This is a genomic window from Fischerella thermalis PCC 7521 (assembly GCF_000317225.1).
Taxonomy (GTDB): domain Bacteria; phylum Cyanobacteriota; class Cyanobacteriia; order Cyanobacteriales; family Nostocaceae; genus Fischerella; species Fischerella thermalis.
The window spans coordinates 32,719-53,587 of the sequence record NZ_AJLL01000051.1 but is presented as its reverse complement, the minus strand read 5'-3'; the positions used below and the strand labels follow the sequence as shown (position 1 = coordinate 53,587).

The following is a 20,869-nucleotide window of genomic DNA, read 5'->3' as shown; positions in this document are numbered from 1 at the left end:
TCACTTAATTAGTTAGTTGTTTGTTCATAGTTGTTTATTGTTGGGATAGAAACAACCAACAACTAACAACCAACAAACAACTATTTAATACAAGTCTCTATTAGTTCTTCTATCCCCGCCACTGGGAAGATTTTTGTCTCCAATTGCCGGGCTAAATCATTTACATTTATATCATCTAAAAATACCAATTCACCATGTTTTAGCATGACAGCTGGTAGCAAAATTCCATCTCCTAAATCTTGCCCTTGTAGATTTAACAGTAAATCATGTCCAGTTAGCAACCCTGTCACGGATATATTTTGTCCCCAATAATCGCTCTTGAGAGCCTGCATGTTTACTTGTAAACCTTCTACTGAATTCAACCGTTCAAGAATTGGTTGAAATGCTTGTTCTACAGCGTTACCCACCACCCAGGTAAATCTTTTTTGTCCTGGTATTTTTGGTGGTAGTAATTCATCTGCAACTTGCATAAACTGCTTGATAAACAAGCGAATCGAACCAACACCGTTATCGATTTGGGGATAGTCTTCATATTCAGATTCGCATGGTAATTCCTCTTGGGCAATTAGAAACCACTCATCAGCTAACCAAGCAAATGTATAATCAAACTTTTGCCGAAATTGCTGCTGAAGCGATCGCACTTGTTTAATTACCTCTTGGGCTTTTTCTCTAGTAACTGGTGTGAGTTCGTCTGCTTGGGGACGAAACTTGGTTAATCCCACTGGTACTACTGCTACAGAAGCAACTGTTGGCACTTCACCTATATGAAATGATGCTAAGTCTCTCAGGGATTTTTCCAAATGCTGACCATCATTTATACCAGGACACACGACTACCTGAGCATGGATTTGCAGTCGTCTTTGTTGAAACCACTTGAGTTGCTCTAAGATTTGTCCAGCCCGAGGATTTTTTAAGAGTCTAATTCTTACTTCGGGTTCTGTGGCGTGAACCGATACATATAACGGAGATAGCCGCATTGCTTCGATACGTCGCCATTCCCGTTCTGTCAAATTAGTTAAGGTCAGGTAGGAACCATACAAAAAGCTCAAGCGATAATCATCATCTTTGAGATACAAACTTGAGCGTTTACCTGGTGGTTGTTGGTCGATAAAACAAAACGGACAACGATTATTGCACTGGATTAAATTATCAAATAAAGCAGTTTCAAATTCTAACCCTAAATCCTCGTCGTAGTCTTTTTCAATTTCAATGTGATGAGTTTTGCCAGTGGCGTCTAGGACTTCTAGTTCTAAAATCTCATCCGCGCACAAAAATCGATAATCAATTAAATCACGGGGAGGTGTGCCGTTGATACTGACGATCGCATCCCCAACTTCAAAACCAATTTCTGCTGCAATCGAATCGGGTAATACTTTGGTAATTCGAGCCGGACGAATAGTAGTCATTCGATTTTGGATTTTAGATTTTAGATTTTGGATTGACTCCACGGATAAATCTGCTTTCTTATACCATCAAGGAATTATCAGTCATTGGTCATTAGTTTTCAATTAAGGATTAATAACTAATGACAAATGACAAATGACTTGATCTAAAGAACTCCTGCACTAATTGCACCCAGGATTGCTGCTCCAAACCCCAAGCGATACCATACAAATACCCAGCTGCTTCGCCGTTGCAGGAACTTCAGCAACCAAGCGATTGATAAATAGGAAAAGACAAAGGTTGAGACGATACCTATTAATAGTGGCAAGAACATATGCGATTCTTGGAGTACGTCTTTAGTTTGAACAGCTGTTGCGATCGCTAGTGTTGGTAAGCCTAGCAAAAATGAAAATCGGGCAGCAGTGTCTCGTTGCAAGCCAATAAATAAGGCTGTGGTCAGGGTTGAACCAGAACGGGAAGCCCCTGGTAGAAGAGCTATCATTTGTCCTAAACCTACAATCATCCCATCTTTAATTTCTACTTCTTCAAAGCCACGCTTGCGCGAGCCAAATTTTTCCGCCAAACCCAACAACATCGCCATTACAATTGACATTCCTGCAATCATCAAGGGACTTTCTAACTCAACATCTAAACTCTTGAGTACTAAACCACCTAATAATGCAGGAAACGTCCCAATCACAATCCCCACAAACATTTTCCACTCAGATCGCTGCCATTCCTGCTGCTGAAATGCTAACCAAGCACCCCCCAAAATGTTGCGAATATCTTTCCAAAAATATATCAGTACTGCAAAAACGCTGCCAAGCTGAATTCCATCAACTGCTGTCTTACTCCATGTCGCCTTCCAACCTAAAACGTCCCGAAATATGATTAGGTGAGCGGTACTACTGATAGGCAAAAATTCCGTAATACCTTGGACCATACCTAAAATAAATCCTTGCACTATTTTTCCAAGTACGTTGGATTCATCCGCAACAGCATTACCCGCTGTTTGCATCAGATGATTTCCTATAGGCAAAAAAAATTCTACTCCATCTGTTACAAACATTGTTCCCATTAACCAGACTCCAGAAATGGCTGCCTAACTTTACCAAATTATCCAACTTTAAATCTTTGGAGTCAGTTCAAAAGAGTATTTTTTCAAAGACGCTCTAACGCGGGAGACAGGGACCCTCTGATACTGGAATGTAATAATTGACTATTTCTGTACGTCTTTGTGTCCTTATTGAAAATGTGGTTTTCTCGCTCAAAAGTCGCTGTATGATAAAAGATGTAATCATTATGCCCCTGGGGGGGATATGTGTTGTGGTATATTAAATAAGATAAAGTTAAGTAAATAATATTAATAAACTTTGGTTGATAATACATTGTCCTCATACACAGTTTCTGCTGGCAGCAAAACTAAGATGCAGACATTCTCCGCCTCTGCAAATCCTCAGGTGAATGCCTCAACTCCGCTTGGCATGTTTGCCTCGGCTCGGCAAACTTGGTTAATATTCGCAGCAGCAATATTTTTGGTATCCGTACCAGTATTTATCGAAGCCCCTCTGGTGCGATCGCTAACCTGGTTGAGTATTGGTCTCACATTTTTATGGGTGTGGCTGAGTTTCTTATTAATGTCACGTTCTGTAACATACCATTGGGGAGATTTATTATTTGGGTTTAGCTGGAGCTGGTTAGCTGGTTCAATTTACTGGGGTTGGTTGCGTTGGGAACCTTTATGGCATTTACCAGTAGAGTCTATAGGTCTACCGTTTGCAATCTGGTGTCTGCGTCGAAACTGGGGAAAAATCGGTAACTGGTTTTATTTAGGTTCTTTACTTGGTACTGCCTTAACTGATGTGTATTTCTACTTAGTAAATTTAATGCCGCATTGGCGACAAATTATGCGAGTAGAACCAGAATTCGTGCCACTAATTTTACAAAGTGCAGTCGCACGAGTACAAACGCCTTGGGGAGTAGCCTGGGCATTAATTCTGGCTATGGTTCTCACGATGGTAGGAATTTTACCTTTAGGTAGAAGACAATACCACTGGTATGCTTTTGGCGGAGCCGTGTTGAGTACAATTTTGGTAGATAGTTTATTTTTGCTAGCTGCCGTTTTAGCATGAGAAGGCAGGAGGCAGGAGGCAGAGGGCAAAAGGGAAACGTTATAAATAATTGGAAGAATTTCTTCAAATAAGGATGCCTTGCATCTTGTAGGCACGAAGTGGCTTCTCGTAATGTAAAAAATTTGTTACCCTTTGTATAAAAAATTAGGGGCTTTGAACCCTATAGCAGACGGCAAAAATAGATTTTCTTCCTTCTGCCATCTGCCCTCTGCCCTCTGCCTTCAGTTACATCTTCCAGCCAACCGTGCCACAACTGTCAGCTGAATTGGTTCAATAGGCTTGGGTACATGCATCTGAAAACCAGCGGCAAGAGCAAGCTTGTGTAAAATCAATCAAAATCCTGCTAGCGGCTGACTAATTCTAATTTTCTCAACTTTGCTAACCAGGAGTTACAAAATCGCTCTTTTATAAAAACGCAATTTGATTGGTGCAGATTTTAGCAGTGCGAATATTCGCGGTTGTGATTTTACTAACGCTCTATTACAGGACGCTAATTTTAACCAAGTCAAGGCTGGTCAAACTCTCGGACATTTAGTAATCGTGATCATGACCGCAGTAGTTGTAGCGATCGCCACACTTGATGCAATCAGTCAAATATTATTTAGTCTTCTCGGTGTCACGCCAGAAGAACTAGCTTGGATTTACACTCTGACTTTTTTCTTCACTTTGGCTATTGTAACAGTTGCCTCAGCAGTCATGGGTATTACTAACTTTTATCTACTAATCATTAAAACTATTAACAATCTTCGACAAAATTAGGACGATTAGATTGAGTTAACTTTAACAATTCTTCTAAGCCTGTCCAATTTTCTTGCTCAATTAGGTGAATAAATTCGTCGAGATGATGGCGATATTGTCGGAGCGATCGCAACAATTCTTGTTGGTTATATTGTGCCATCATCATCCCTAATTCTGGATTGCCGCCGCCGACGCGACTAGTATCTCTAAAGCCAGAACTAGCGAGGTTTTGGGCTAATTGCAATACCTGGGAATCATTTTCACTCAAACAAGCAACAATTAAAGCAGCGCTCACCATGACTGGCAAATGAGAAATCCAACTCACTGCCCGGTCATGATTTTCTGGAGGACAATGGTAAACTCTACACCCCAGTTGATTGACAATTTTCTCCACACAAGATAAAGCATCTGGTGGGGTTGTCGCTGTTGGCGTCAATACATAAGGTCGACCAACAAATAAATGCTTTTGTGCAGCCTCAATACCACTTTCGGCTGTACCCGCCATTGGGTGTCCCCCGATAAAATTTGTCCACAGGGGGGAAATTGCCTTGACTATCGGTGTTTTGACTGAACCGACATCGGTAATCACAACATTAGCAGGTAAATGAGCGATTAACTGCTCGATTGTGGGAATAATAAGTCCAATTGGTGTACAAATAAATACAACCTCTGCGGCAGTGAGCAAGCTCATGTTAACAGATGCTTCATCTACACTACCAAGGGCGATCGCCTTGGTACAAGTTGATTCCCGGCGACTGACTCCAAACACATAATGTCCATGCGATCGCAAATCTAAACCCAAAGAGCCGCCAATTAGTCCGAGTCCTAAAATACCAATTTTCATTGTGATTTTGATTGAAATTCAATTACGAGTTAAGATACACAACTTTACCCACTATTCGAGTTGGTATCCGGTGAGGTAACTACAATGACTTTAGAGGAATTGCTAGCAAAATACGAAGCAGGAGAAAGAGATTTTCGCAGTGTTGATCTTTCTGAAGCTAACCTCAGTGGTGTCAAACTTAATGAAGCAAATTTTAGTCATGCTAATTTGAGTATTGTTAATCTCAGTGGTTCCCATCTGTGTGGTACTGATTTTAGTCATGCCCAAATCAATGTAGCTAGATTAAGTGGTGCTTATCTTCATCAAGCCAATCTCAACCACGCCAGTCTCAATGTCGCCAATTTGATTCGAGCAGATTTGAGTCGCGCCCAACTCCAGTCAGCCTCCCTCATTCGTGCGGAGTTAATTCGTGCTGATCTCAGTCGTGCTGATCTGTTTGCAGCTAATCTCAATTGTGCGGATCTTAGAGAAGCTTCACTTCGGCACGCTATACTGCGCTACGCTAATTTGAACGAGGCGAATTTGAGGGATAGTTTGTTAACGGAAGCAAATTTAGAGGGTGCTAATTTAAATAACACTGACTTGAGTCGTACCGATTGCAGTGGTGCGAATTGCCGAAATGCAGAAATGAGACAGGCTAATCTTAGCCATAGTAATTTCAGTGGGGCTAATTTGAGTGGGGCTAATTTGCGTTGGGCAGATTTAAATGGGGCAAATCTGAGTTGGGCAGATTTAAGTGAGGCAAAATTGAGTGGTGCGAATCTGATTGGGGCGGATTTAAGCAATGCCAATTTAACCAATGCTAGTTTGGTTCATGCTGATCTGACTCAGGCCAAATTAATTAAAGCCGAGTGGGTAGGTGCAGATTTATCAGGAGCAACTTTAACAGGCGCAAAACTTTATTCGACCTCCAGATTTGGTTTAAAAACTGAGGGTATGATTTGTGAGTGGATTGATCTTAGTCCTAGTGGCGATCGCTCGATCATTCAAAAATTCAACACCGAAGAATCACGGGAATTTTTTAACGAAACTCCACCAACAATTCGGATTGTTATCGATAAACCCTTGGATCATGAAGCGAATTTTGCCATTGCTGGAGCTTATCACCAAATCGCTCAACAATACCGCGAATTAAAACAACCTCCTAGTATGGAAATTGGGCGTCGTCGCACAGTTTTTACATTTCGTGTAGATAGTGATCTCAATTTATTACCCACAGCTTACATGGCAATTCTTCCCTTCCAAGATTCGACAACTACCCAAAACAATATTCGTACACTATTGGCAATAATCAAGAGTGAAAATTTTCCTCATGTTACTTCATTCACTCCTCAGCACTGCCAGCAATTGACTGCATTAATAGAACAAGTTATAGAAAACACTGCTGTCATCAAAGAGCTAATAAATATACTTAAAATTACAACAAAACTCAACTTTTTCCAAGCACCAACCCAGACAACCTTAACTAATTCCAGTTCCCAAAGTTTGATTATCCATGATCATCCTCAATTTGGTAGATTTATTGATAACTATGACATCAATGCATCTAAAAATGTTGGCAATTCTCTAGGCACTACCAAAGCAATTACACCTTCAGCCAGTATGATTATTGATTTTATCAAAGGATTTCATTACATAAAATAATTAGTTATTTGTTGATAGATGTTAGTTGGTAGTTATACTTTTCTGGAAGCAGTTAACAAGTAACCATCAACGATCAACCAACAACCAACAACAATCTCAAGGAGGAAAAATGCGCGAATCATTTAATAGAATGATGGGTAAGACTCGCTATGTAGTTTGTCGTATTATGTTACATTTAGCGGGTTCTGAAGTTGCACCAATTTTGGGAGTATTAAATCGTGGTGCGCGGGAAGCAATGGATTCCGATGGTGATCTCAATGTTTTGGGAGAAGGATTAGTAGAACTTTGTGAAACTCTACTGCAATACGATGAATACTGGCTTTCTGCTGCTAATGAAGGCGAAGTATTTTGGAATGAAGGCGAAGCAGGAGATTATGTAAATGAATTGTTTACAGACTCTGCCCAACGTTATAAAAGTGAGCCAGATTTCAGTTCTGAGTCTGATTATAATGACTCTTTTTCTATACCTGTAACACGCAATGTTGTGGTGATGATCACAGTTGCTTATACAGGAGAAGTACCAGAATTAGAAACTGATCTAGCCAATATTTACGCTCTCAAAGAAGCTTTAAAAGCCTTGATAAATTTGCATTATAACCATAAACTCAAAGCAATTCAGGTACATTTTTCACCTGCTCAATTAGGTGATGAACTCACTAACGATCAGCTTTTGCAATACTACCCAGAGTTGATACCTTTGTAATTGTCTTTGTTCTTAGTTGGTAGTTGTTTGGAACAATCAACAATCAACAAAAAACTACCAACAATCATCTATTACCAATTTGACAGAGAAATTGTTAAGCTCGAGGATGAGAAGATAGTCAAATGCTGATGAAAATTTTGCGTAAATTCACAGTAATTGTTTTAACATTGAGTTTGTGTTTAACCACAGTTGCCTGCGGCGGTGGAACAAATCAGAATCAGTCGCAAGCAAACAATGTTAGCCAAACAACCAACATAAATAAGTTAGCTGATGGTCAGTATCCAGTACAACAAGCTACTTATGACGATGCTGACGGAGTATACACTCTATTTTTACTCAACGCGACGCCCCCAACTGTCAGAACCGAAAATTTGCAAATGGCGCGGCTGACCGATGACGAAATTAAGCAAGGTAAGAAAACTTACCTCAAAGTGGAAAATGGACAGCCGGTGATGTACCTAACAGAAGACTTCAAAATTGAGTACGTCCACAACGTCACCCAAACTCAGACAAATCCTCAAACTGGACAACAGGAAACAGTAGTTGTCCGTCAAGAAAGTGGCTTCTGGTCTCCTTTTGCTGGAGCATTAGCTGGTCAAGCTTTGGGTAGTCTCCTATTCAGACCCCAATACTATGTACCACCTGTGTATCAGCCAGGAGTGGTGTTAACTGGCTACGGTGGTTATGGCAGAACTTATGATGATGCGGTTACAAGCTATCAGCGTCGTTACAATCAACCACCAGCAGTAGTTAGAAATCGTACAGCTTTCCGTACTACAGGGAACCTCCGGAGAACTCCCAATAGTTCTACTGTACGCACGGCACCACGTACCACTACTGGTAATCGCCCGACTGGTTCTGGTTATGGTAGCAGTACCCTAAGACCATCTGGTAACTCTAGTTCTACTAGACGCAACACTGGCAGTAGTTTTGGTAGCGGACGTAGTTCTCCAACTCGTCGTTCTACTGGCTTTGGTAGCAGAAGACGCTAGGTTGTGTTTACAAACCTCACCCCCTCCCCCTCTCCGCGAGATCGGAGAGGAGTGCCAAAGGCGGCGTGAGGTAATATCTATGGAATGCAACTCGGTATGAGAAGGCAGAAGGTGTAATACCATTTTCAATAAGGTAAAACATAGAAGCGGTGACTTGGAGAATATATAAAAACTCCTAATGTCACCGCGCCTCCCTTTGTGGGTGTCTTTCTTGGTGTCTTTAAGCTAAAGCCACAGCAGTTTGTGGCCAGCGTCCCACAGCTTTACCAATGACTGCTAGTTCTTGCATTAACTGGTCGAAAGCCTCCGGTGTCAACGACTGAGGACCATCTGACAAAGCCTTCTTCGGATTAGGGTGAACCTCAATCATTAAGGAATCACACCCAGCAGCAATAGATGCCATTGCCATCGAAGGTACATAAGCAGCCCAGCCAGTACCGTGACTAGGATCAATCATAATCGGCAGGTGAGTTAGGTTTCGCAAAACAGGTATTGCTGATATATCCAAAGCATTACGAGTGTATTGGCGATCAAAGGTGCGAATCCCTCGTTCACACAAAATCACATTTGGATTTCCTGCCGCCAGGATATATTCAGCAGCCATCAACCATTCTTCAATCGTTGCCGACATCCCCCGCTTGAGCAGAACTGGTTTCGGTTGCGCCCCTACTTTCTTAAGTAGAGAGAAATTTTGCATATTTCTTGCACCTACCTGGACAACATCAGCAATTTCTACGATTTTATCCAGGTCGGCAGCGTCCATAACTTCAGTAATGATACCCAGCCCGCTAGCTTCCCGCGCTGTTGCCAGTAATTCTAAAGCGCTTTCACCATGACCTTGGAAAGCATAGGGTGAAGTTCTGGGTTTGTATGCACCTCCACGCAGAAATCTAGCTCCCGCAGCTTTCACACGCCGCGCCGTCTCAACAATCATTTCTTCATTTTCGACGGAACAGGGCCCAGCCACAACTACTAAGGGATGGTGTTCGCCAAAGGTAACAGGCCCATCAGGCGTGTTTACTACTACTTCAGATGCTTCGCCGTGGCGGTATTGACGGCTAGCCCGTTTGTAAGGCTGCTCTACCCGCAATACTTGCTCAATCCAAGGACTAACTTCTTGAATTTGCAGGGGATCTAAGTCGGCTGTTTCGCCAACTAGACCAATTACAACCTTATGTTTACCAACAATTTTTTCTGGTGTCAGCCCCCAAGTGGCGAGTTCCTCACTAACGCGGTTGATTTCCGCTTCAGGGGAACCAATTTTCATGACTACAATCATGTTAGTTGCTAATTGCTAGTTGCTGTTAATTATTATCTAATATCTAAGTAATTTATTTAATGTTTGTAGTTGCTAGTTTGTTCTTTACGCTTTAGCACAAGTTATCTATTGATTGTTACGAATTTCATAGTATTACTTTAATCAATCACATATATTTAAAATATATTAACTTTAAAAAGCGTCATCTGAGTTTAGATTTTGTGAAAATAGGACTTATGTGAGAATTGACCAAAGGCTTAGTTGGTTGAACCGCCAAGATGCCAAGACGCCAAGTTTTCCTCCGCTAGGTCATAAGAAGAAATAAAGAATAGAGCGCTCAGTAGTTTTGCCACTGCTATATTGGGTAATAAATATTAATTTTTTATTAATTTTTTAATGTTGAAGTTGTTAAACTTCAACACTTTTCTCAAAGTTACCCAATATGCTGGAAAGATACTTATTTACAGACCAGCAATTATTTAAATATCTGAGCGCTAGCAATTATGTATTTTTTTTCTGCCGAGACTCGCGCCAAGCTGACACCATCCGTCCCAAGTTGACGGTGAAGTCACTCCAACCCAAGAGAGTTCCGGCTCTATCTTCATCCCAAGAAGCAGAAAGAACACCATAAGATATACCCAATACACCCAAACCAAAAAATCCCATATTCACCAATAAAACGGCAACGGGAGGTAGTTTGATATCGGTGTTAACTAAAAGGAAATAGCTGACAACCAAGGTCATGATGCCTAAAGAAGTTGGCACTCCAGCAAAACCAGCTATACGACGCATCATTCGTTGGCTGACTACCTGAGGGATTGCAACTTCTTCTTTGCTATAACGTGGCTTTTTCTTTTCCTTTTTTACAGACTCTTGCTTGACAATCGGGGGTTTACTTTCTGCTTTTGCAGGTTTTTGGCGCTTTTTGTTCGGTTCAAATGGCAAGCGGTCAGATTCAGCAGACATATAAAGGGTTCCTATCCACGAATACCGAGACGGCTAATTAAAGCTTGATAATGTTCTCGGTTTTCTTTCTGTATATAGGATAAAAGACGTTTACGCTGACCGATCAACTTTAACAACCCTCGACGGGAAGAAAAGTCTTTTTTATTGGCTTGCAGATGTTCACTGAGACGGTTAATACGTTCCGTCAGCATGGCAATTTGAACATCGGCTGAGCCTGTGTCGGTTTCGTGTACTTGGTATTGTGAGATGATCTCTTGTTTGCGCTGTTGCGTCAGAGCCATGATTCAGTTGATTTTCTATTTCTAAATTTATGCAGCAGTCTCCCATATTATCACAAAGCTTTATTAATTGAGGGTATATGGGTGGAAGTAGGGTGATGGGGGAGTGTGTAGACGGGCTTTGCGCGACTTCCCGTAGGGTGGAGTGGGGGGAGTGTGATATTTATCTTGTCCCCCTTGTCTTCTTTGTCTCTGTTGGCAATACGTGAGTTTTGAATTGTTTTGTCTCCCGTATTCTCCTTGTCCCCGTTAATCCCCTGTTCTGCCAAAATAAGAGTATTGGGTGGACTGGCTGGTGTGTCAACAGTTGTCCCAATAACAAAATGGAAATTTCATGAGAAAGCGCCCCAAAAGTCAATTTTTGTTTTGCGATCGCTGGTTTGATCGACACTGGATAGTCCGTAATATGGAAGCTTTCCAAGATTTGATTGTGATTATCTTGTGTTTAAGCTTGTTTGGCGTCATGCTGATGCAACTATGGTCGATATTTATTGCCCTCACACAACAACTAGAATATAAACAAGTGACAGCCAAAATCCTATTCATCTTGATTTTGGTGGAATTATTTCGATTGTTAATAATTTACTTACAGGAACACAGCATTGCTGTAGGTGTGGCAGTTGAAGTTACGATTGTATCAGTACTCCGAGAAGTAGTTGTGCATGGAGCGTTGGAAATTTCTTGGATTCAAGGTGCGTCAATTTGTGCCTTATTGTTAATTCTTGGCGGGTTACTAATAGTGTGTGCTAAAACACCGCATATGGATTGCATTAGTGCTAATACAAAATCTTGTCCGATTGTCTACTTTGAGGATAATCAACTGCAAAAAGAGTGTGAATTTGAGCGACCCGCGTCGATGCAAAAAAGGAGATAAGGACAACGGGAAGACGGGAGACAAGGAGGACAAGGGAGAATATCTTGACTCCCCCCACTCCACCCTGCGGGAAGTCACGAAAGCGCGTCTACACACTTGTCCACTTTCCCCCATCTCCCCACCTCTGGACAGATGAACACCTCTTTCAGGGCAAGTAGAAGTGAATATAGAAAGCCTAAAGGAGGGTGAATCAATGACTCAAACTAGAGAAAGACAATCTCAAAATCCTATTAGCGACCTAGAGTACGACTTTTTGACCGTTTTACACAATAAAGGCCAAGCAATTAAGGCTTACGACACCTATATCCAAGATGCACAACAAGCTGGTTCTCAGCCTTGTGTAGAATTGTTCCAAAAACTGCGTCAGTCTGACATCGAGCAAGCACAAGAGATCCGCCGCCATCTTCAGGAAGTAATGCAAAAAGGTAAGATGTAGGTTTGGCGGTATGAAGCGATCGCTTTCTAAGTTTGTAGAGGAACAAGCGATCGCTTTGCTGTTTGTTAGATTGATTACCTGCTGCTTGTCGGACTTGCTCTACGGTTAAATCTGGAGCCTGGGCAATTTGTTCTACACTCCGTTTATGATAATGAGAGGCGTTGCTGAATTTGGTCATGAATTATGTGTGCATACATTTTTGTAGAGACGTAGCATTGCTACGTCTCTACGTCTGGTCATATCTTGATTCAGCAACGCCATAATGAAAACTGGGCGCCAAATGGGATGAACTAGCAGTTAAAGTGTGAACCCATTTCTTCACGAAATATTTCCAAGATTTTACGCTTAATTCTCAGTGTGATTGCAACATTACGCCTTAACCAATGACATTTGAACATTTGCATCGTTACCTATCTTAGCCGAGCGATCGCACTCTGCGTACCTCCGCGTTCCTTTGCGTGACAAAAAACCACCCCCCTCTCCACCTACGGAGAAGGGGGTCAACAGCATGAGATGCTATTCACTACTAGTAAGCGTCTTGCAACTCGTAAAAATCAGGCGAAACGTAATCCTTACGTAAGGGCCAACCTACCCAATCTTCTGGCATTAAAATTCGCTTCAAATTCGGGTGTCCTTCATAAACAATCCCGAACATATCGTAAGACTCGCGCTCTTGCCAGTCAGCTGTCTTCCAAATCCAGTAAACTGAAGGCACTCTCGGATTTTCTCGTGGCAAGAAAACTTTGATACGCACTTCCTCTGGTTTATCAGCATTATCACTGACTTTAATCAAGTGATAGGCGCTGACTAATTCCTGTCCAGGACCTAAATCAATCCCACCTTGAAACTGGAGATAATTAAATCCGTAGGCATACAAAGCAGTGCAAGTTGGCAACAAGAAATCTGCTTCTACCTTAATAATTTCTACACCGTTGACATCAGGTTGCAAAGGTTCGTTGGCAAAGCCGTTTTCCGTCAACCACTGGGAAACTTTACCTGCTGCGATAACTGGAGATTGTTCCTGCGCTGGTACAGGTTTTGATTCTTCAGCCACGGTTTACCTCCTCCTTTTTCTCTGTTAACAAAGCAGGTGGTACAGGCATACCGATCGCTTCGCTCAATTCCTTCGGTGGTGCAACACGAGTATCAGAGAGCAAATACTCACCAGTGTGTATTTGTGACACTGGTTTCATGCTATGAGTCGTACTGTAGTAGCGGTGAGTTTGCTTAATTACGCCCCGCTCTTGCATGGAATCATTAGCGATTTTCTTGCGTAACTTAATAATTGCATCGATAATCGCTTCTGGGCGTGGCGGACAACCAGGCAGGTATACATCCACCGGAATCAGTTTATCAACTCCACGTACTGCTGTCGGGGAATCAACGCTAAACATCCCGCCAGTAATCGTACAAGCTCCCATCGCAATTACGTACTTAGGTTCTGGCATTTGTTCATACAGACGCACCAGTTGGGGTGCCATCTTCATCGTGATTGTTCCGGCTGTAATAATTAAGTCAGCTTGTCGGGGACTAGAACGAGGGATAAGTCCAAAGCGATCGAAGTCAAAGCGAGAACCAATCAATGCTGCAAATTCAATAAAGCAGCAAGCTGTACCAAACAACAAAGGCCAAAGACTAGAAAGACGTGCCCAGTTGTAGAGGTCATCAACCGTAGTTAAAATCACGTTTTCCGACAGTTCCTGAGTCACTGTCGCACGCCCAATGGGGTTGAGAATACGCTCTTTTTGCTGCTGTTCCAAATCTTTGGCTGTTAAGTTAGCATCTAAGACCATTCCAAGGCTCCTTTACGCCATGCGTAAACTAAAGCAACTACAAGAATTGCAATGAAGATAAGCGCTTCTATGAATGCCAGTAGACCAAGACGATGGAAAGCAACTGCCCAAGGATACAAGAACACCGTCTCTACGTCAAATACTACAAACACTAGCGCAAACATGTAATAGCGAATATTGAACTGAATCCAAGCTCCACCAATTGGTTCCATGCCGGATTCGTAAGTGGTGCGCCGTTCTGGATTGCGCCCACTGGGTCGCAGTAACTTAGATGCCGCCAGAGCTAAGGCAGGCACTAAGCTACAGATAATGAGGAAGCCTAGGAGGTACTCGTAACCGCTGAGGACAAACACAATGAATATCTACCGTGTATAGGTGGAAATAACCTGTTACTTTCTTTTACATTATATATTTTTAGTATTTCTGAGTTTTGGAAAACAGACTCAGAGTTTATTTGATTCGTTTTTGCTTGTTATAGAAAAACCTAACAGTTATGTCATAATTTTTAACGTATATTTAAGCTTTGACCCTCACCCATGCCACAGCCATGAGCGAACAAGCTGTTGAAAATCCGCTTTTAGACCGCTATGAGTGTCGTGCCTGCGGTTATGTTTACGAACCTACCAAAGGGGACGAAAAACATGACATTGCCCCAGGCACACCTTTTGCTGAACTGCCGCTAACTTGGCGTTGTCCGGTTTGTAGTGCCAAGAAGAACGCTTTTACCAATGTCGGCCCTGCGGGTAAAGCTTCTGGCTTCCAAGAAAATCTCGGTTATGGTTTCGGTGTCAATAACTTGACCCCCACTCAGAAAAGTATTCTGATTTTTGGGGGTTTAGCTCTTGCTGTCTTGTTTTTCCTCAGTCTTTATGGCTTACAATAGGGCGCGTTTTTAAGATGGGGGCAATGCCCAAAGGCAGACTCTCACTTTTTTCTAGGGGAAACTAGCGCTGTTTCCCCTCACTCAGTAAGCATAAACTAAATTTACAAAAAACTAATAAATACAAATGCGTTCAAGAATGAAAATTTGGCACAAACTAATTGCCCTATTTGCAGTTGTTCTAATATGTGTCGGTTGTAGTAAGGTTCCCTCTACAAGTTACAACCCTTGGGAGGTAATTTCTGTAGACACAGATGCCAAATTGTTAGACATTGCTTTTACTGGCAATCCCCAGCATGGTTTCTTGGTAGGCAGTAACGCTACTCTTTTGGAAACCAAAGACGGTGGTGAAACTTGGCAACCAATCAAACTGCAATTAGATGAGGACAAGTACCGCTTTAACTCTGTCAGTTTTAAAGGTCAAGAAGGCTGGATTGTTGGTGAACCAGCTCTGTTGCTGCATAGTACTGATGAAGGTAAATCGTGGTTGCGAATTCCTCTAAGTGAAAAGTTACCTGGGAATCCGATTAGTATTATTGCCCAAGGAGCAAATTCCGCAGAAATGGCAACCGATGTGGGAGCAATATACAAAACCACAGATGGTGGTCAAAATTGGAAAGCCCAAGTAGAAGAAGCAGTCGGTGTGGTTCGCAATCTGGAACGTTCTGCTGACGGTAAATATGTTGCTGTTTCCGCCAAAGGAAATTTCTACTCGACTTGGGAACCAGGGCAAAATGCATGGGTTCCTCACAACCGCAATAGTTCTCGACGGGTAGAGAATATGGGCTTTGATGAAAATGGGCGTTTGTGGATGCTAGCGCGGGGAGGCCAGATCCAGTTCAGCGAAACTGCTGACGGTGAAAAATGGCTAGAGCCACAAAATCCAGAACTAGCTACCAGTTGGGGCTTACTTGATATGGCCTATCGCACACCAGATGAAATTTGGGTTAGTGGTGGTAGCGGTAATTTGTTACGCAGTTCTGATGGTGGCAAAACCTGGGAAAAAGATCGGGATGTAGAAGGAATTCCTGCTAATTTTTATAAGATAGTTTTCTTTTCACCTGAGCAGGGATTTGTAATTGGCGATCGCGGTTATTTACTAAAGTATCAACCAGATATTGCAACTGCTTCTAAATCTGATGCCGCTTAGTGTAACAAAACTTTACGAATTCATTGCTTAATTTCTGAGAAAGAAGTTGCAAGATGTAACTCTTTCTTAACTTTATAGGATAATGAATTCATGTAAAAAATCTAAATAGACACGAACCCAATCGGGCGAGTGTGTAGTAGTCCCGTCTGGGGGCAAACATCCAGATGAGATGTAGTGTACTTAGGTAAAACTAAGAAGTCTACGCGTTAAAACATCTTTGAAAAGACAGGTAGGAATCTAAATGTCAGGAAGTACTGGAGAACGTCCGTTTTCGGATATTATTACCAGCGTTCGCTATTGGGTAATTCATAGCATTACCATTCCAGCATTGTTTATTGCAGGTTGGTTATTCGTCAGCACAGGTTTGGCATACGATGTGTTTGGCACACCTCGCCCTAACGAGTATTATCCACAACCACGGCAAGAATTGCCGATTGTGAATAACCGTTATGAAGCAAAACAACAAGTTGAAGAATTTATTGGCAAGTAGTTTGAAATTATGAATACAACTGATAATCAACCGATACAATACCCAATTTTTACCGTCAGATGGCTGGCAGTTCACACCCTAGCTGTGCCTACTGTTTTCTTTTTGGGCGCGATCGCCGCAATGCAGTTTATTCAACGCTAAGAGAAAATCATGGAAAGAACCCCCAACCCCAACAATCAACCGGTTGAACTGAACCGGACTTCACTTTACCTGGGACTCCTACTCGTTTTTGTTCTAGGGATTCTGTTTTCCAGTTACTTCTTTAACTAACTGGAACAGTTGCTATTTAATCAGTGAACAGTTATCTAAAGATATAAAACTGATAACTGATAACTGATAACTGAATTAATCTGTGTTGATTTTGCGTTTAGGGAGGAGAAAACAGTGTCTGGAAGTGGGAGAATTCCTCTGTGGATTGTTGCTACAATCGCAGGATTAGGTGTTATTACTGTTGTAGGTATTTTCTTCTATGGAGCCTACGCCGGACTAGGTTCTGCTGTCTAAAATTGAGATGAACCTAATACTAAAAGCCGGACTTTTCTAGCAATTGGTTTAGAAATCAGAATTAAAAAACCGCCCGTCTCCAAGAGATAGGCGGTATTAATTTTTATAATGTTGATTGTTACTTGTTAGTTTTTCCAAACAACTAACAACTACCAACTAACAACAAATTTAGGCAATATCCTCGCGCTCAATGTAGATCAGCATAAAGGAGAAAACGACAATTGGTACAATCCAACCAATACTGTAGACAAGAATAGGAGACAAAAATGAAGCAGGGTATGAAGCCAAAAGTGAAGCCATAGTAAAGATTCCTTTTAAATGCACACTACAATTCAAAATGAGCTTACTGCAATTCTCCGCTTAAATTTGTAAATTCTAAAGATTTTTAACACAGAAAAGCTAATTGTAAACATATGTTGACTACTCACTGGTGAACTTCTAAAAACCTGATCTTGAAAGCGATCGCCAATCCCAGATTCCTAAAGACACTAAAGAATGTCAAAATATTCCTACTTTGATTATTTGCGAGAGAAACCATGACTATGCATCCAACTCTCCAACGTGCATTTGCTAACCGTTGTGCCCTCAAAGTTATCAGCGGTTTGAATAATTTTGATCCTGTCCGTGTGGCGGCAACTGTGAAAGCAGCACACCACGGTGGTGCTACTTTTGTTGATATCGCTGCTGCACCTGACTTAGTAAAATTAGCCAAAACATTGACTAATCTACCTATTTGTGTATCTGCGGTAGAACCGGAAAAGTTCTTGCCAGCTATAGCTGCTGGTGCGGATTTAATTGAAATTGGAAATTTTGATGCTTTCTACGCTCAAGGTCGTAGATTTGAGGCTGAGGAAGTTTTGGCATTAACTGGCCAAACCCGCGCCTTGCTACCAGAAATCACGCTCTCTGTGACAGTTCCTCACATTCTGACACTGGACGCACAGGTACAACTGGCTGAGGAATTGGTGAAAGCTGGTGCTGATATCATTCAAACCGAAGGTGGTACTAGCAGCAACCCCACTCATGCTGGAACATTGGGTTTGATTGAAAAAGCGGCTCCCACATTGGCAGCAGCTTACGAAATTGCTCGTGTGGTATCTGTACCAGTACTTTGTGCTTCTGGGATTTCTAACGTCACTGCACCCTTAGCGATCGCTGCTGGTGCTGCTGGTGTTGGTGTCGGTTCTGCCATCAACCAACTCAACAGTGAAATCGCAATGATTGCGGCTGTTCGTGGTTTGGTAGAGGCTTTGGGAACCAGTGTAGAGGTGATGGGGTGATGGGGTGATGGGGAGTGGAGATGTTCTCCCTTGTCTGGTTCGTCCCCCAAGTCGTCCCCGATCCCCTATCCCCTACGCCAAACAATCCTTGAGGCTATAAATCACCTGATCTTGTTGTTCCTCGGAAAGTTCTGGGAACATGGGTAAGGATAAAACCTCCTGGGATGCTTGTTCGGATACTGGTAGCTGCCCTGGTTGATAGTTCAAACTTTCGTAAACTGGTTGTAAGTGTAGAGGACGGGGATAGTAAATCATGGTATTTACGCCCCGTTCTTGCAATTGATTTCGTACCCAGTCTCTTTTGTTGTTCAGTACGCGAATCGTGTATTGGTTCCAAACTCCTTTGCCACCATTTAATTCTTGTGGTGGAATTATGCCGGGAACTTGATTGAGAAATTGTTGGTAACGGAATGCGATCGCCTGCCTTTTTTGATTCCAGACATCTAAATAACGCAGCTTGATCTGTAAAATAGCCGCTTGGATGGCATCCAAACGGCTGTTCACACCTATCTCTTCGTGAATGTAGCGATTTTTTTGACCATGCTCTTTTAATACCCTTAATTTAGCAGCAATTTCTGGGTCATTAGTCGTTATCGCTCCGCCATCGCCGCAACCACCGAGATTTTTGGTAGGGTAGAAACTAAAACAGCCGATATGTCCTATACTACCTACTCTTTGGCTATTCCAAGTTGCGCCTGTAGATTGGGCGCAATCTTCAATGACTATGAGATTGTGAGTATTGGCAATACTCATCAATGCAGTCATATCGACAGGTTGTCCAAATAAGTGAACTGGGATAATGGCTTTAGTTTTTGGTGTGATGGCTGCTGCGAGTTGTTCTAAATCTAAATTAAAAGTGGTTGCATCGATATCAACAAACACTGGTTTTGCCCCTACAGCATTAATCACCTCAGATGTGGCGATAAAAGTGAAAGGTGTTGTAATTACCTCATCGTCTGCACCAATATTAAAAGCCCTTAGCGCTAAATAAAGTGCATCTGTACCAGAATTACAAACTACACATTCATTGACACCATTATAGGCAGCAAACTGTTGCTCGAAGCTTTCAACCACTGGTCCACCAATATAACGACCAGATGTCAAAACCTCTAAAACCGCAGTACTCACTTCTGCTTCAATGGAGGCATATTGCTGTTTGATATCAAATGCAGGGATGGAATTTTGACTTTGAACCATGAGTTTATAAGTTATGTCAATATAGATGCCATCACTAAATTTTTATCCAGAGAACTTGTGAACTAATTGTTGCTATTGATATGTTCTCTATAATACGTTTTATTCAAGAGTTTTTACTGTAATTATTGCCGTGTTTTAGAACTTGCCAATAAAATGTATAACTCTTGAAATGTTTGCCGTTACTTGCTAAACCCTGAGTTGAGTTTTGCATTTGGAATTTAAAATTGTTGAAGGCATCAATTTGTTAGGGTAAAAGGTAATATACACCAACACAAGAGCCAATACATGTAATCAAAGTTCCCGTGGGTTGTTGTGTGTTGATTGTTGCTTGTTGTTTGGTGTTTGGCACAATCAACCACCAACTACTGTACGGGCGTAGACGCGAAGCGGCTTACTGAAGGGTAGCATTTGTATTGAAGATCTATAGTTTTTAACCAAGATACTCATACAAATGCTTCGCCCCTACCAACCATCAACGACATAACTATGCAAGAACTGATTAAATTAGATTTGGTCGATTTGGCTAGTGCTACAGCATTGATGGCTATAGTCATTGGTTTGTCTGTTTGGGAAAATCTCGGACTAGAACTCAACTTAGTTCTGGCGACTGGGAGAACTATCCTACAACTAGCGGTATTAGGATACGTTTTAGATTTCATCTTTGCTTTTGACAATGCTTGGGCAGTTTTGGGGTTTTTAGTATTATTGCTGACAATTACGGCGATTGTCGCACGAAATCGCATCACTCAAAAAATACCGCAAGTTCTGCCTCTGGTGTGGGGTTCAATTTTACTTAGTACAATTGTGGCTATACTTTATACTAATTTTGTGATTATTCAGCCAAATAGATGGTATGAACCACAGTATGTAATTCCTTTGGCGGGAATAATATTGGGTAATGCGATGAATGCAGCTGCGATCGCTGGAGAACGTCTCGTCAATACCATCAATAATAGTCACATCGAAATCGAAACTCATTTAAGTTTAGGTGCAACTCCCCAGCAGGCGATCGCTCAGTATCGTAAAGACGCCATTCGTGCTGGTTTAATTCCTACTGTCAACCAAATGATGATTATTGGTTTAGTGACAATACCAGGATTTGTTGCTGGACAGATATTAAGCGGTGTGAATGCTCTTGATGCTGCTTCCTACCAAATTGTAATTATGTTCATGACTGCCTTTGCCAACTTGCTGACAATCATTTTGTTAACTAGGGGATTGAGTCGGCTGTTTTTTAACTCCGCCGCGCAGTTGGTTAGATGAGGGAGTGGGGGGTGGGGATTAGGGGGCTTACTACACTCCCCCATCTTCATCCTAAAATTTTTAA

At 41.9% G+C, this 20,869-nt stretch carries 27 protein-coding genes; 15 read left to right on the top strand and 12 right to left on the bottom strand.

Translation table 11 applies throughout. The annotated features are described in order from the left end of the window. Window positions 1-80: 80 nt before the first annotated feature. Entirely contained in the window at window positions 81-1,406 is a 1,326-nt protein-coding gene (locus UYK_RS0111580) for a TIGR03279 family radical SAM protein (protein WP_009460032.1), read from the bottom strand. Window positions 1,407-1,549: 143 nt separating this feature from the next. Continuing rightward, window positions 1,550-2,461: an undecaprenyl-diphosphate phosphatase gene (locus UYK_RS0111575; protein ID WP_009460033.1), complete on the bottom strand. Its 912-nt coding sequence runs from the start codon at window positions 2,459-2,461 to the stop codon at window positions 1,550-1,552. Window positions 2,462-2,810: 349 nt separating this feature from the next. Between UYK_RS0111575 and UYK_RS0111570 the strand changes: the two genes are divergently transcribed. Both UYK_RS0111570 and UYK_RS0111565 read left to right on the top strand, forming a co-directional pair. Beyond that, on the top strand, window positions 2,811-3,515 hold the full coding sequence (locus UYK_RS0111570; protein ID WP_009460034.1) for a DUF3120 domain-containing protein: 705 nt from the start codon (window positions 2,811-2,813) through the stop codon (window positions 3,513-3,515). 420 nt (window positions 3,516-3,935) lie between these two features. Beyond that, window positions 3,936-4,274: a pentapeptide repeat-containing protein gene (locus tag UYK_RS0111565; protein ID WP_016871443.1), complete on the top strand. Its 339-nt coding sequence runs from the start codon at window positions 3,936-3,938 to the stop codon at window positions 4,272-4,274. Here the strand turns inward: UYK_RS0111565 and UYK_RS0111560 are convergent. Then, window positions 4,252-5,097: a prephenate/arogenate dehydrogenase gene (locus UYK_RS0111560; protein ID WP_009460036.1), complete on the bottom strand. Its 846-nt coding sequence runs from the start codon at window positions 5,095-5,097 to the stop codon at window positions 4,252-4,254. The two genes, UYK_RS0111565 and UYK_RS0111560, sit on opposite strands and share 23 nt — an antisense overlap. Window positions 5,098-5,181: 84 nt before the next feature. Here UYK_RS0111560 and UYK_RS0111555 point away from each other — a divergent pair, with 84 nt between their 5' ends. From UYK_RS0111555 to UYK_RS0111545, 3 genes are all read left to right on the top strand, one after another. Then, entirely contained in the window at window positions 5,182-6,741 is a 1,560-nt protein-coding gene (locus tag UYK_RS0111555) for a pentapeptide repeat-containing protein (RefSeq protein WP_009460037.1), read from the top strand. Between the two features lie 109 nt (window positions 6,742-6,850). After that, the gene (locus UYK_RS0111550) at window positions 6,851-7,444 is read left to right on the top strand and encodes a DUF1517 domain-containing protein (protein ID WP_009460038.1); all 594 of its coding nucleotides are present in this window, start codon (window positions 6,851-6,853) and stop codon (window positions 7,442-7,444) included. Window positions 7,445-7,566: 122 nt separating this feature from the next. Then, window positions 7,567-8,436, top strand: coding sequence for a hypothetical protein (locus UYK_RS0111545; protein WP_009460039.1), 870 nt, complete (start codon window positions 7,567-7,569; stop codon window positions 8,434-8,436). A gap of 220 nt (window positions 8,437-8,656) precedes the next feature. Here the strand turns inward: UYK_RS0111545 and aroF are convergent, their stop codons facing one another. The 3 genes from aroF to rpsO form a co-directional block, all read right to left on the bottom strand. Beyond that, on the bottom strand, window positions 8,657-9,715 hold the full coding sequence (aroF, locus tag UYK_RS0111540; protein ID WP_009460040.1) for a 3-deoxy-7-phosphoheptulonate synthase: 1,059 nt from the start codon (window positions 9,713-9,715) through the stop codon (window positions 8,657-8,659). A 480-nt stretch (window positions 9,716-10,195) separates the two neighbouring features. Then, window positions 10,196-10,660 carry a PAM68 family protein gene (locus UYK_RS0111535; protein ID WP_009460041.1) on the bottom strand — a complete coding sequence of 155 codons (465 nt, stop codon included), beginning with the start codon at window positions 10,658-10,660 and terminating at the stop codon, window positions 10,196-10,198. A gap of 11 nt (window positions 10,661-10,671) precedes the next feature. Next, the gene (gene rpsO / locus UYK_RS0111530) at window positions 10,672-10,941 is read right to left on the bottom strand and encodes a 30S ribosomal protein S15 (protein ID WP_009460042.1); all 270 of its coding nucleotides are present in this window, start codon (window positions 10,939-10,941) and stop codon (window positions 10,672-10,674) included. Window positions 10,942-11,272: 331 nt separating this feature from the next. On the opposite strand from rpsO, the gene UYK_RS0111525 reads away from it, so the two are divergent. After that, window positions 11,273-11,812 (top strand): phosphate-starvation-inducible PsiE family protein, encoded by a 540-nt coding sequence (locus UYK_RS0111525; protein WP_016871441.1) that lies wholly within the window; start codon window positions 11,273-11,275, stop codon window positions 11,810-11,812. 193 nt (window positions 11,813-12,005) lie between these two features. Beyond that, the gene (locus UYK_RS0111520; RefSeq protein ID WP_009460044.1) at window positions 12,006-12,248 is read left to right on the top strand and encodes a hypothetical protein; all 243 of its coding nucleotides are present in this window, start codon (window positions 12,006-12,008) and stop codon (window positions 12,246-12,248) included. A gap of 369 nt (window positions 12,249-12,617) precedes the next feature. Here UYK_RS0111520 and UYK_RS27250 read toward each other — a convergent pair whose 3' ends face one another. The 4 genes from UYK_RS27250 to ndhC are packed head-to-tail and all read right to left on the bottom strand — an operon-like array spanning window position 12,618 to window position 14,394. After that, window positions 12,618-12,758 carry a hypothetical protein gene (locus tag UYK_RS27250; protein ID WP_235182325.1) on the bottom strand — a complete coding sequence of 47 codons (141 nt, stop codon included), beginning with the start codon at window positions 12,756-12,758 and terminating at the stop codon, window positions 12,618-12,620. Window positions 12,759-12,774: 16 nt separating this feature from the next. Further along, window positions 12,775-13,302: an NAD(P)H-quinone oxidoreductase subunit J gene (locus tag UYK_RS24180; RefSeq protein WP_009460045.1), complete on the bottom strand. Its 528-nt coding sequence runs from the start codon at window positions 13,300-13,302 to the stop codon at window positions 12,775-12,777. Further along, window positions 13,295-14,041, bottom strand: coding sequence for an NADH dehydrogenase subunit K (locus UYK_RS0111510; protein ID WP_009460046.1), 747 nt, complete (start codon window positions 14,039-14,041; stop codon window positions 13,295-13,297). The genes UYK_RS24180 and UYK_RS0111510 overlap by 8 nt, the downstream gene beginning before the upstream one ends. Then, window positions 14,032-14,394, bottom strand: coding sequence for a photosynthetic/respiratory NAD(P)H-quinone oxidoreductase subunit C (ndhC, locus tag UYK_RS0111505; RefSeq protein ID WP_009460047.1), 363 nt, complete (start codon window positions 14,392-14,394; stop codon window positions 14,032-14,034). Before ndhC ends, UYK_RS0111510 begins: the two co-directional genes overlap by 10 nt. A gap of 194 nt (window positions 14,395-14,588) precedes the next feature. Here ndhC and UYK_RS0111500 point away from each other — a divergent pair, with 194 nt between their 5' ends. The 6 genes from UYK_RS0111500 to UYK_RS0111485 all read left to right on the top strand — a co-directional run bounded on the left by UYK_RS0111500 (window position 14,589) and on the right by UYK_RS0111485 (window position 17,065). Further along, window positions 14,589-14,924, top strand: coding sequence for a rubredoxin (locus tag UYK_RS0111500; protein ID WP_009460048.1), 336 nt, complete (start codon window positions 14,589-14,591; stop codon window positions 14,922-14,924). A gap of 136 nt (window positions 14,925-15,060) precedes the next feature. Beyond that, window positions 15,061-16,071, top strand: a complete 1,011-nt coding sequence (locus UYK_RS0111495) for a photosynthesis system II assembly factor Ycf48 (protein ID WP_009460049.1) — start codon at window positions 15,061-15,063, stop codon at window positions 16,069-16,071. A 241-nt stretch (window positions 16,072-16,312) separates the two neighbouring features. Further along, window positions 16,313-16,561 (top strand): cytochrome b559 subunit alpha, encoded by a 249-nt coding sequence (psbE, locus tag UYK_RS0111490; RefSeq protein ID WP_009460050.1) that lies wholly within the window; start codon window positions 16,313-16,315, stop codon window positions 16,559-16,561. A 9-nt stretch (window positions 16,562-16,570) separates the two neighbouring features. After that, the gene (gene psbF / locus UYK_RS24175; RefSeq protein ID WP_009460051.1) at window positions 16,571-16,702 is read left to right on the top strand and encodes a cytochrome b559 subunit beta; all 132 of its coding nucleotides are present in this window, start codon (window positions 16,571-16,573) and stop codon (window positions 16,700-16,702) included. A 9-nt stretch (window positions 16,703-16,711) separates the two neighbouring features. After that, complete coding sequence (gene psbL / locus UYK_RS25030) at window positions 16,712-16,831, top strand: photosystem II reaction center protein PsbL (RefSeq protein ID WP_010997988.1); 120 nt, start codon at window positions 16,712-16,714, stop codon at window positions 16,829-16,831. A 114-nt stretch (window positions 16,832-16,945) separates the two neighbouring features. Further along, complete coding sequence (locus UYK_RS0111485; protein ID WP_016871440.1) at window positions 16,946-17,065, top strand: photosystem II reaction center protein J; 120 nt, start codon at window positions 16,946-16,948, stop codon at window positions 17,063-17,065. A gap of 168 nt (window positions 17,066-17,233) precedes the next feature. On the opposite strand, the gene UYK_RS26730 is transcribed toward UYK_RS0111485, so the two are convergent. Continuing rightward, the gene (locus UYK_RS26730; protein ID WP_009460052.1) at window positions 17,234-17,365 is read right to left on the bottom strand and encodes a hypothetical protein; all 132 of its coding nucleotides are present in this window, start codon (window positions 17,363-17,365) and stop codon (window positions 17,234-17,236) included. Between the two features lie 236 nt (window positions 17,366-17,601). On the opposite strand from UYK_RS26730, the gene UYK_RS0111480 reads away from it, so the two are divergent. Beyond that, the gene (locus UYK_RS0111480) at window positions 17,602-18,345 is read left to right on the top strand and encodes a DUF561 domain-containing protein (RefSeq protein ID WP_009460053.1); all 744 of its coding nucleotides are present in this window, start codon (window positions 17,602-17,604) and stop codon (window positions 18,343-18,345) included. A gap of 72 nt (window positions 18,346-18,417) precedes the next feature. On the opposite strand, the gene UYK_RS0111475 is transcribed toward UYK_RS0111480, so the two are convergent. After that, window positions 18,418-19,542, bottom strand: coding sequence for a DegT/DnrJ/EryC1/StrS family aminotransferase (locus tag UYK_RS0111475; RefSeq protein ID WP_009460054.1), 1,125 nt, complete (start codon window positions 19,540-19,542; stop codon window positions 18,418-18,420). Window positions 19,543-20,028: 486 nt separating this feature from the next. Here UYK_RS0111475 and UYK_RS0111470 point away from each other — a divergent pair, with 486 nt between their 5' ends. Continuing rightward, entirely contained in the window at window positions 20,029-20,805 is a 777-nt protein-coding gene (locus tag UYK_RS0111470) for an ABC transporter permease (RefSeq protein ID WP_009460055.1), read from the top strand. The last annotated feature ends 64 nt before the right edge of the window (window positions 20,806-20,869 follow it).

Excerpts from the sequence above, each read along its gene's own strand:
- UYK_RS0111510 (WP_009460046.1), bottom strand. The coding sequence starts at position 14,041 with ATGGTCTTAGATGCTAACTTAACAGCCAAAGATTTGGAACAGCAGCAA.
- UYK_RS0111520 (WP_009460044.1), top strand. The coding sequence starts at position 12,006 with ATGACTCAAACTAGAGAAAGACAATCTCAAAATCCTATTAGCGACCTA.
- UYK_RS26730 (WP_009460052.1), bottom strand. The coding sequence starts at position 17,365 with ATGGCTTCACTTTTGGCTTCATACCCTGCTTCATTTTTGTCTCCTATT.
- UYK_RS0111475 (WP_009460054.1), bottom strand. The coding sequence starts at position 19,542 with ATGGTTCAAAGTCAAAATTCCATCCCTGCATTTGATATCAAACAGCAA.
- UYK_RS0111575 (WP_009460033.1), bottom strand. The coding sequence starts at position 2,461 with ATGGGAACAATGTTTGTAACAGATGGAGTAGAATTTTTTTTGCCTATA.
- UYK_RS0111525 (WP_016871441.1), top strand. The coding sequence starts at position 11,273 with ATGAGAAAGCGCCCCAAAAGTCAATTTTTGTTTTGCGATCGCTGGTTT.
- UYK_RS0111555 (WP_009460037.1), top strand. The coding sequence starts at position 5,182 with ATGACTTTAGAGGAATTGCTAGCAAAATACGAAGCAGGAGAAAGAGAT.
- UYK_RS0111570 (WP_009460034.1), top strand. The coding sequence starts at position 2,811 with ATGCAGACATTCTCCGCCTCTGCAAATCCTCAGGTGAATGCCTCAACT.
- UYK_RS0111560 (WP_009460036.1), bottom strand. The coding sequence starts at position 5,097 with ATGAAAATTGGTATTTTAGGACTCGGACTAATTGGCGGCTCTTTGGGT.
- rpsO (WP_009460042.1), bottom strand. The coding sequence starts at position 10,941 with ATGGCTCTGACGCAACAGCGCAAACAAGAGATCATCTCACAATACCAA.
- psbL (WP_010997988.1), top strand. The coding sequence starts at position 16,712 with ATGGAAAGAACCCCCAACCCCAACAATCAACCGGTTGAACTGAACCGG.
- aroF (WP_009460040.1), bottom strand. The coding sequence starts at position 9,715 with ATGATTGTAGTCATGAAAATTGGTTCCCCTGAAGCGGAAATCAACCGC.
- psbE (WP_009460050.1), top strand. The coding sequence starts at position 16,313 with ATGTCAGGAAGTACTGGAGAACGTCCGTTTTCGGATATTATTACCAGC.
- UYK_RS27250 (WP_235182325.1), bottom strand. The coding sequence starts at position 12,758 with ATGCTGTTGACCCCCTTCTCCGTAGGTGGAGAGGGGGGTGGTTTTTTG.
- UYK_RS0111545 (WP_009460039.1), top strand. The coding sequence starts at position 7,567 with ATGCTGATGAAAATTTTGCGTAAATTCACAGTAATTGTTTTAACATTG.
- UYK_RS0111535 (WP_009460041.1), bottom strand. The coding sequence starts at position 10,660 with ATGTCTGCTGAATCTGACCGCTTGCCATTTGAACCGAACAAAAAGCGC.
- UYK_RS0111500 (WP_009460048.1), top strand. The coding sequence starts at position 14,589 with ATGAGCGAACAAGCTGTTGAAAATCCGCTTTTAGACCGCTATGAGTGT.
- UYK_RS0111580 (WP_009460032.1), bottom strand. The coding sequence starts at position 1,406 with ATGACTACTATTCGTCCGGCTCGAATTACCAAAGTATTACCCGATTCG.
- UYK_RS0111550 (WP_009460038.1), top strand. The coding sequence starts at position 6,851 with ATGCGCGAATCATTTAATAGAATGATGGGTAAGACTCGCTATGTAGTT.
- UYK_RS0111470 (WP_009460055.1), top strand. The coding sequence starts at position 20,029 with ATGCAAGAACTGATTAAATTAGATTTGGTCGATTTGGCTAGTGCTACA.
- UYK_RS0111480 (WP_009460053.1), top strand. The coding sequence starts at position 17,602 with ATGACTATGCATCCAACTCTCCAACGTGCATTTGCTAACCGTTGTGCC.
- UYK_RS0111495 (WP_009460049.1), top strand. The coding sequence starts at position 15,061 with ATGAAAATTTGGCACAAACTAATTGCCCTATTTGCAGTTGTTCTAATA.
- psbF (WP_009460051.1), top strand. The coding sequence starts at position 16,571 with ATGAATACAACTGATAATCAACCGATACAATACCCAATTTTTACCGTC.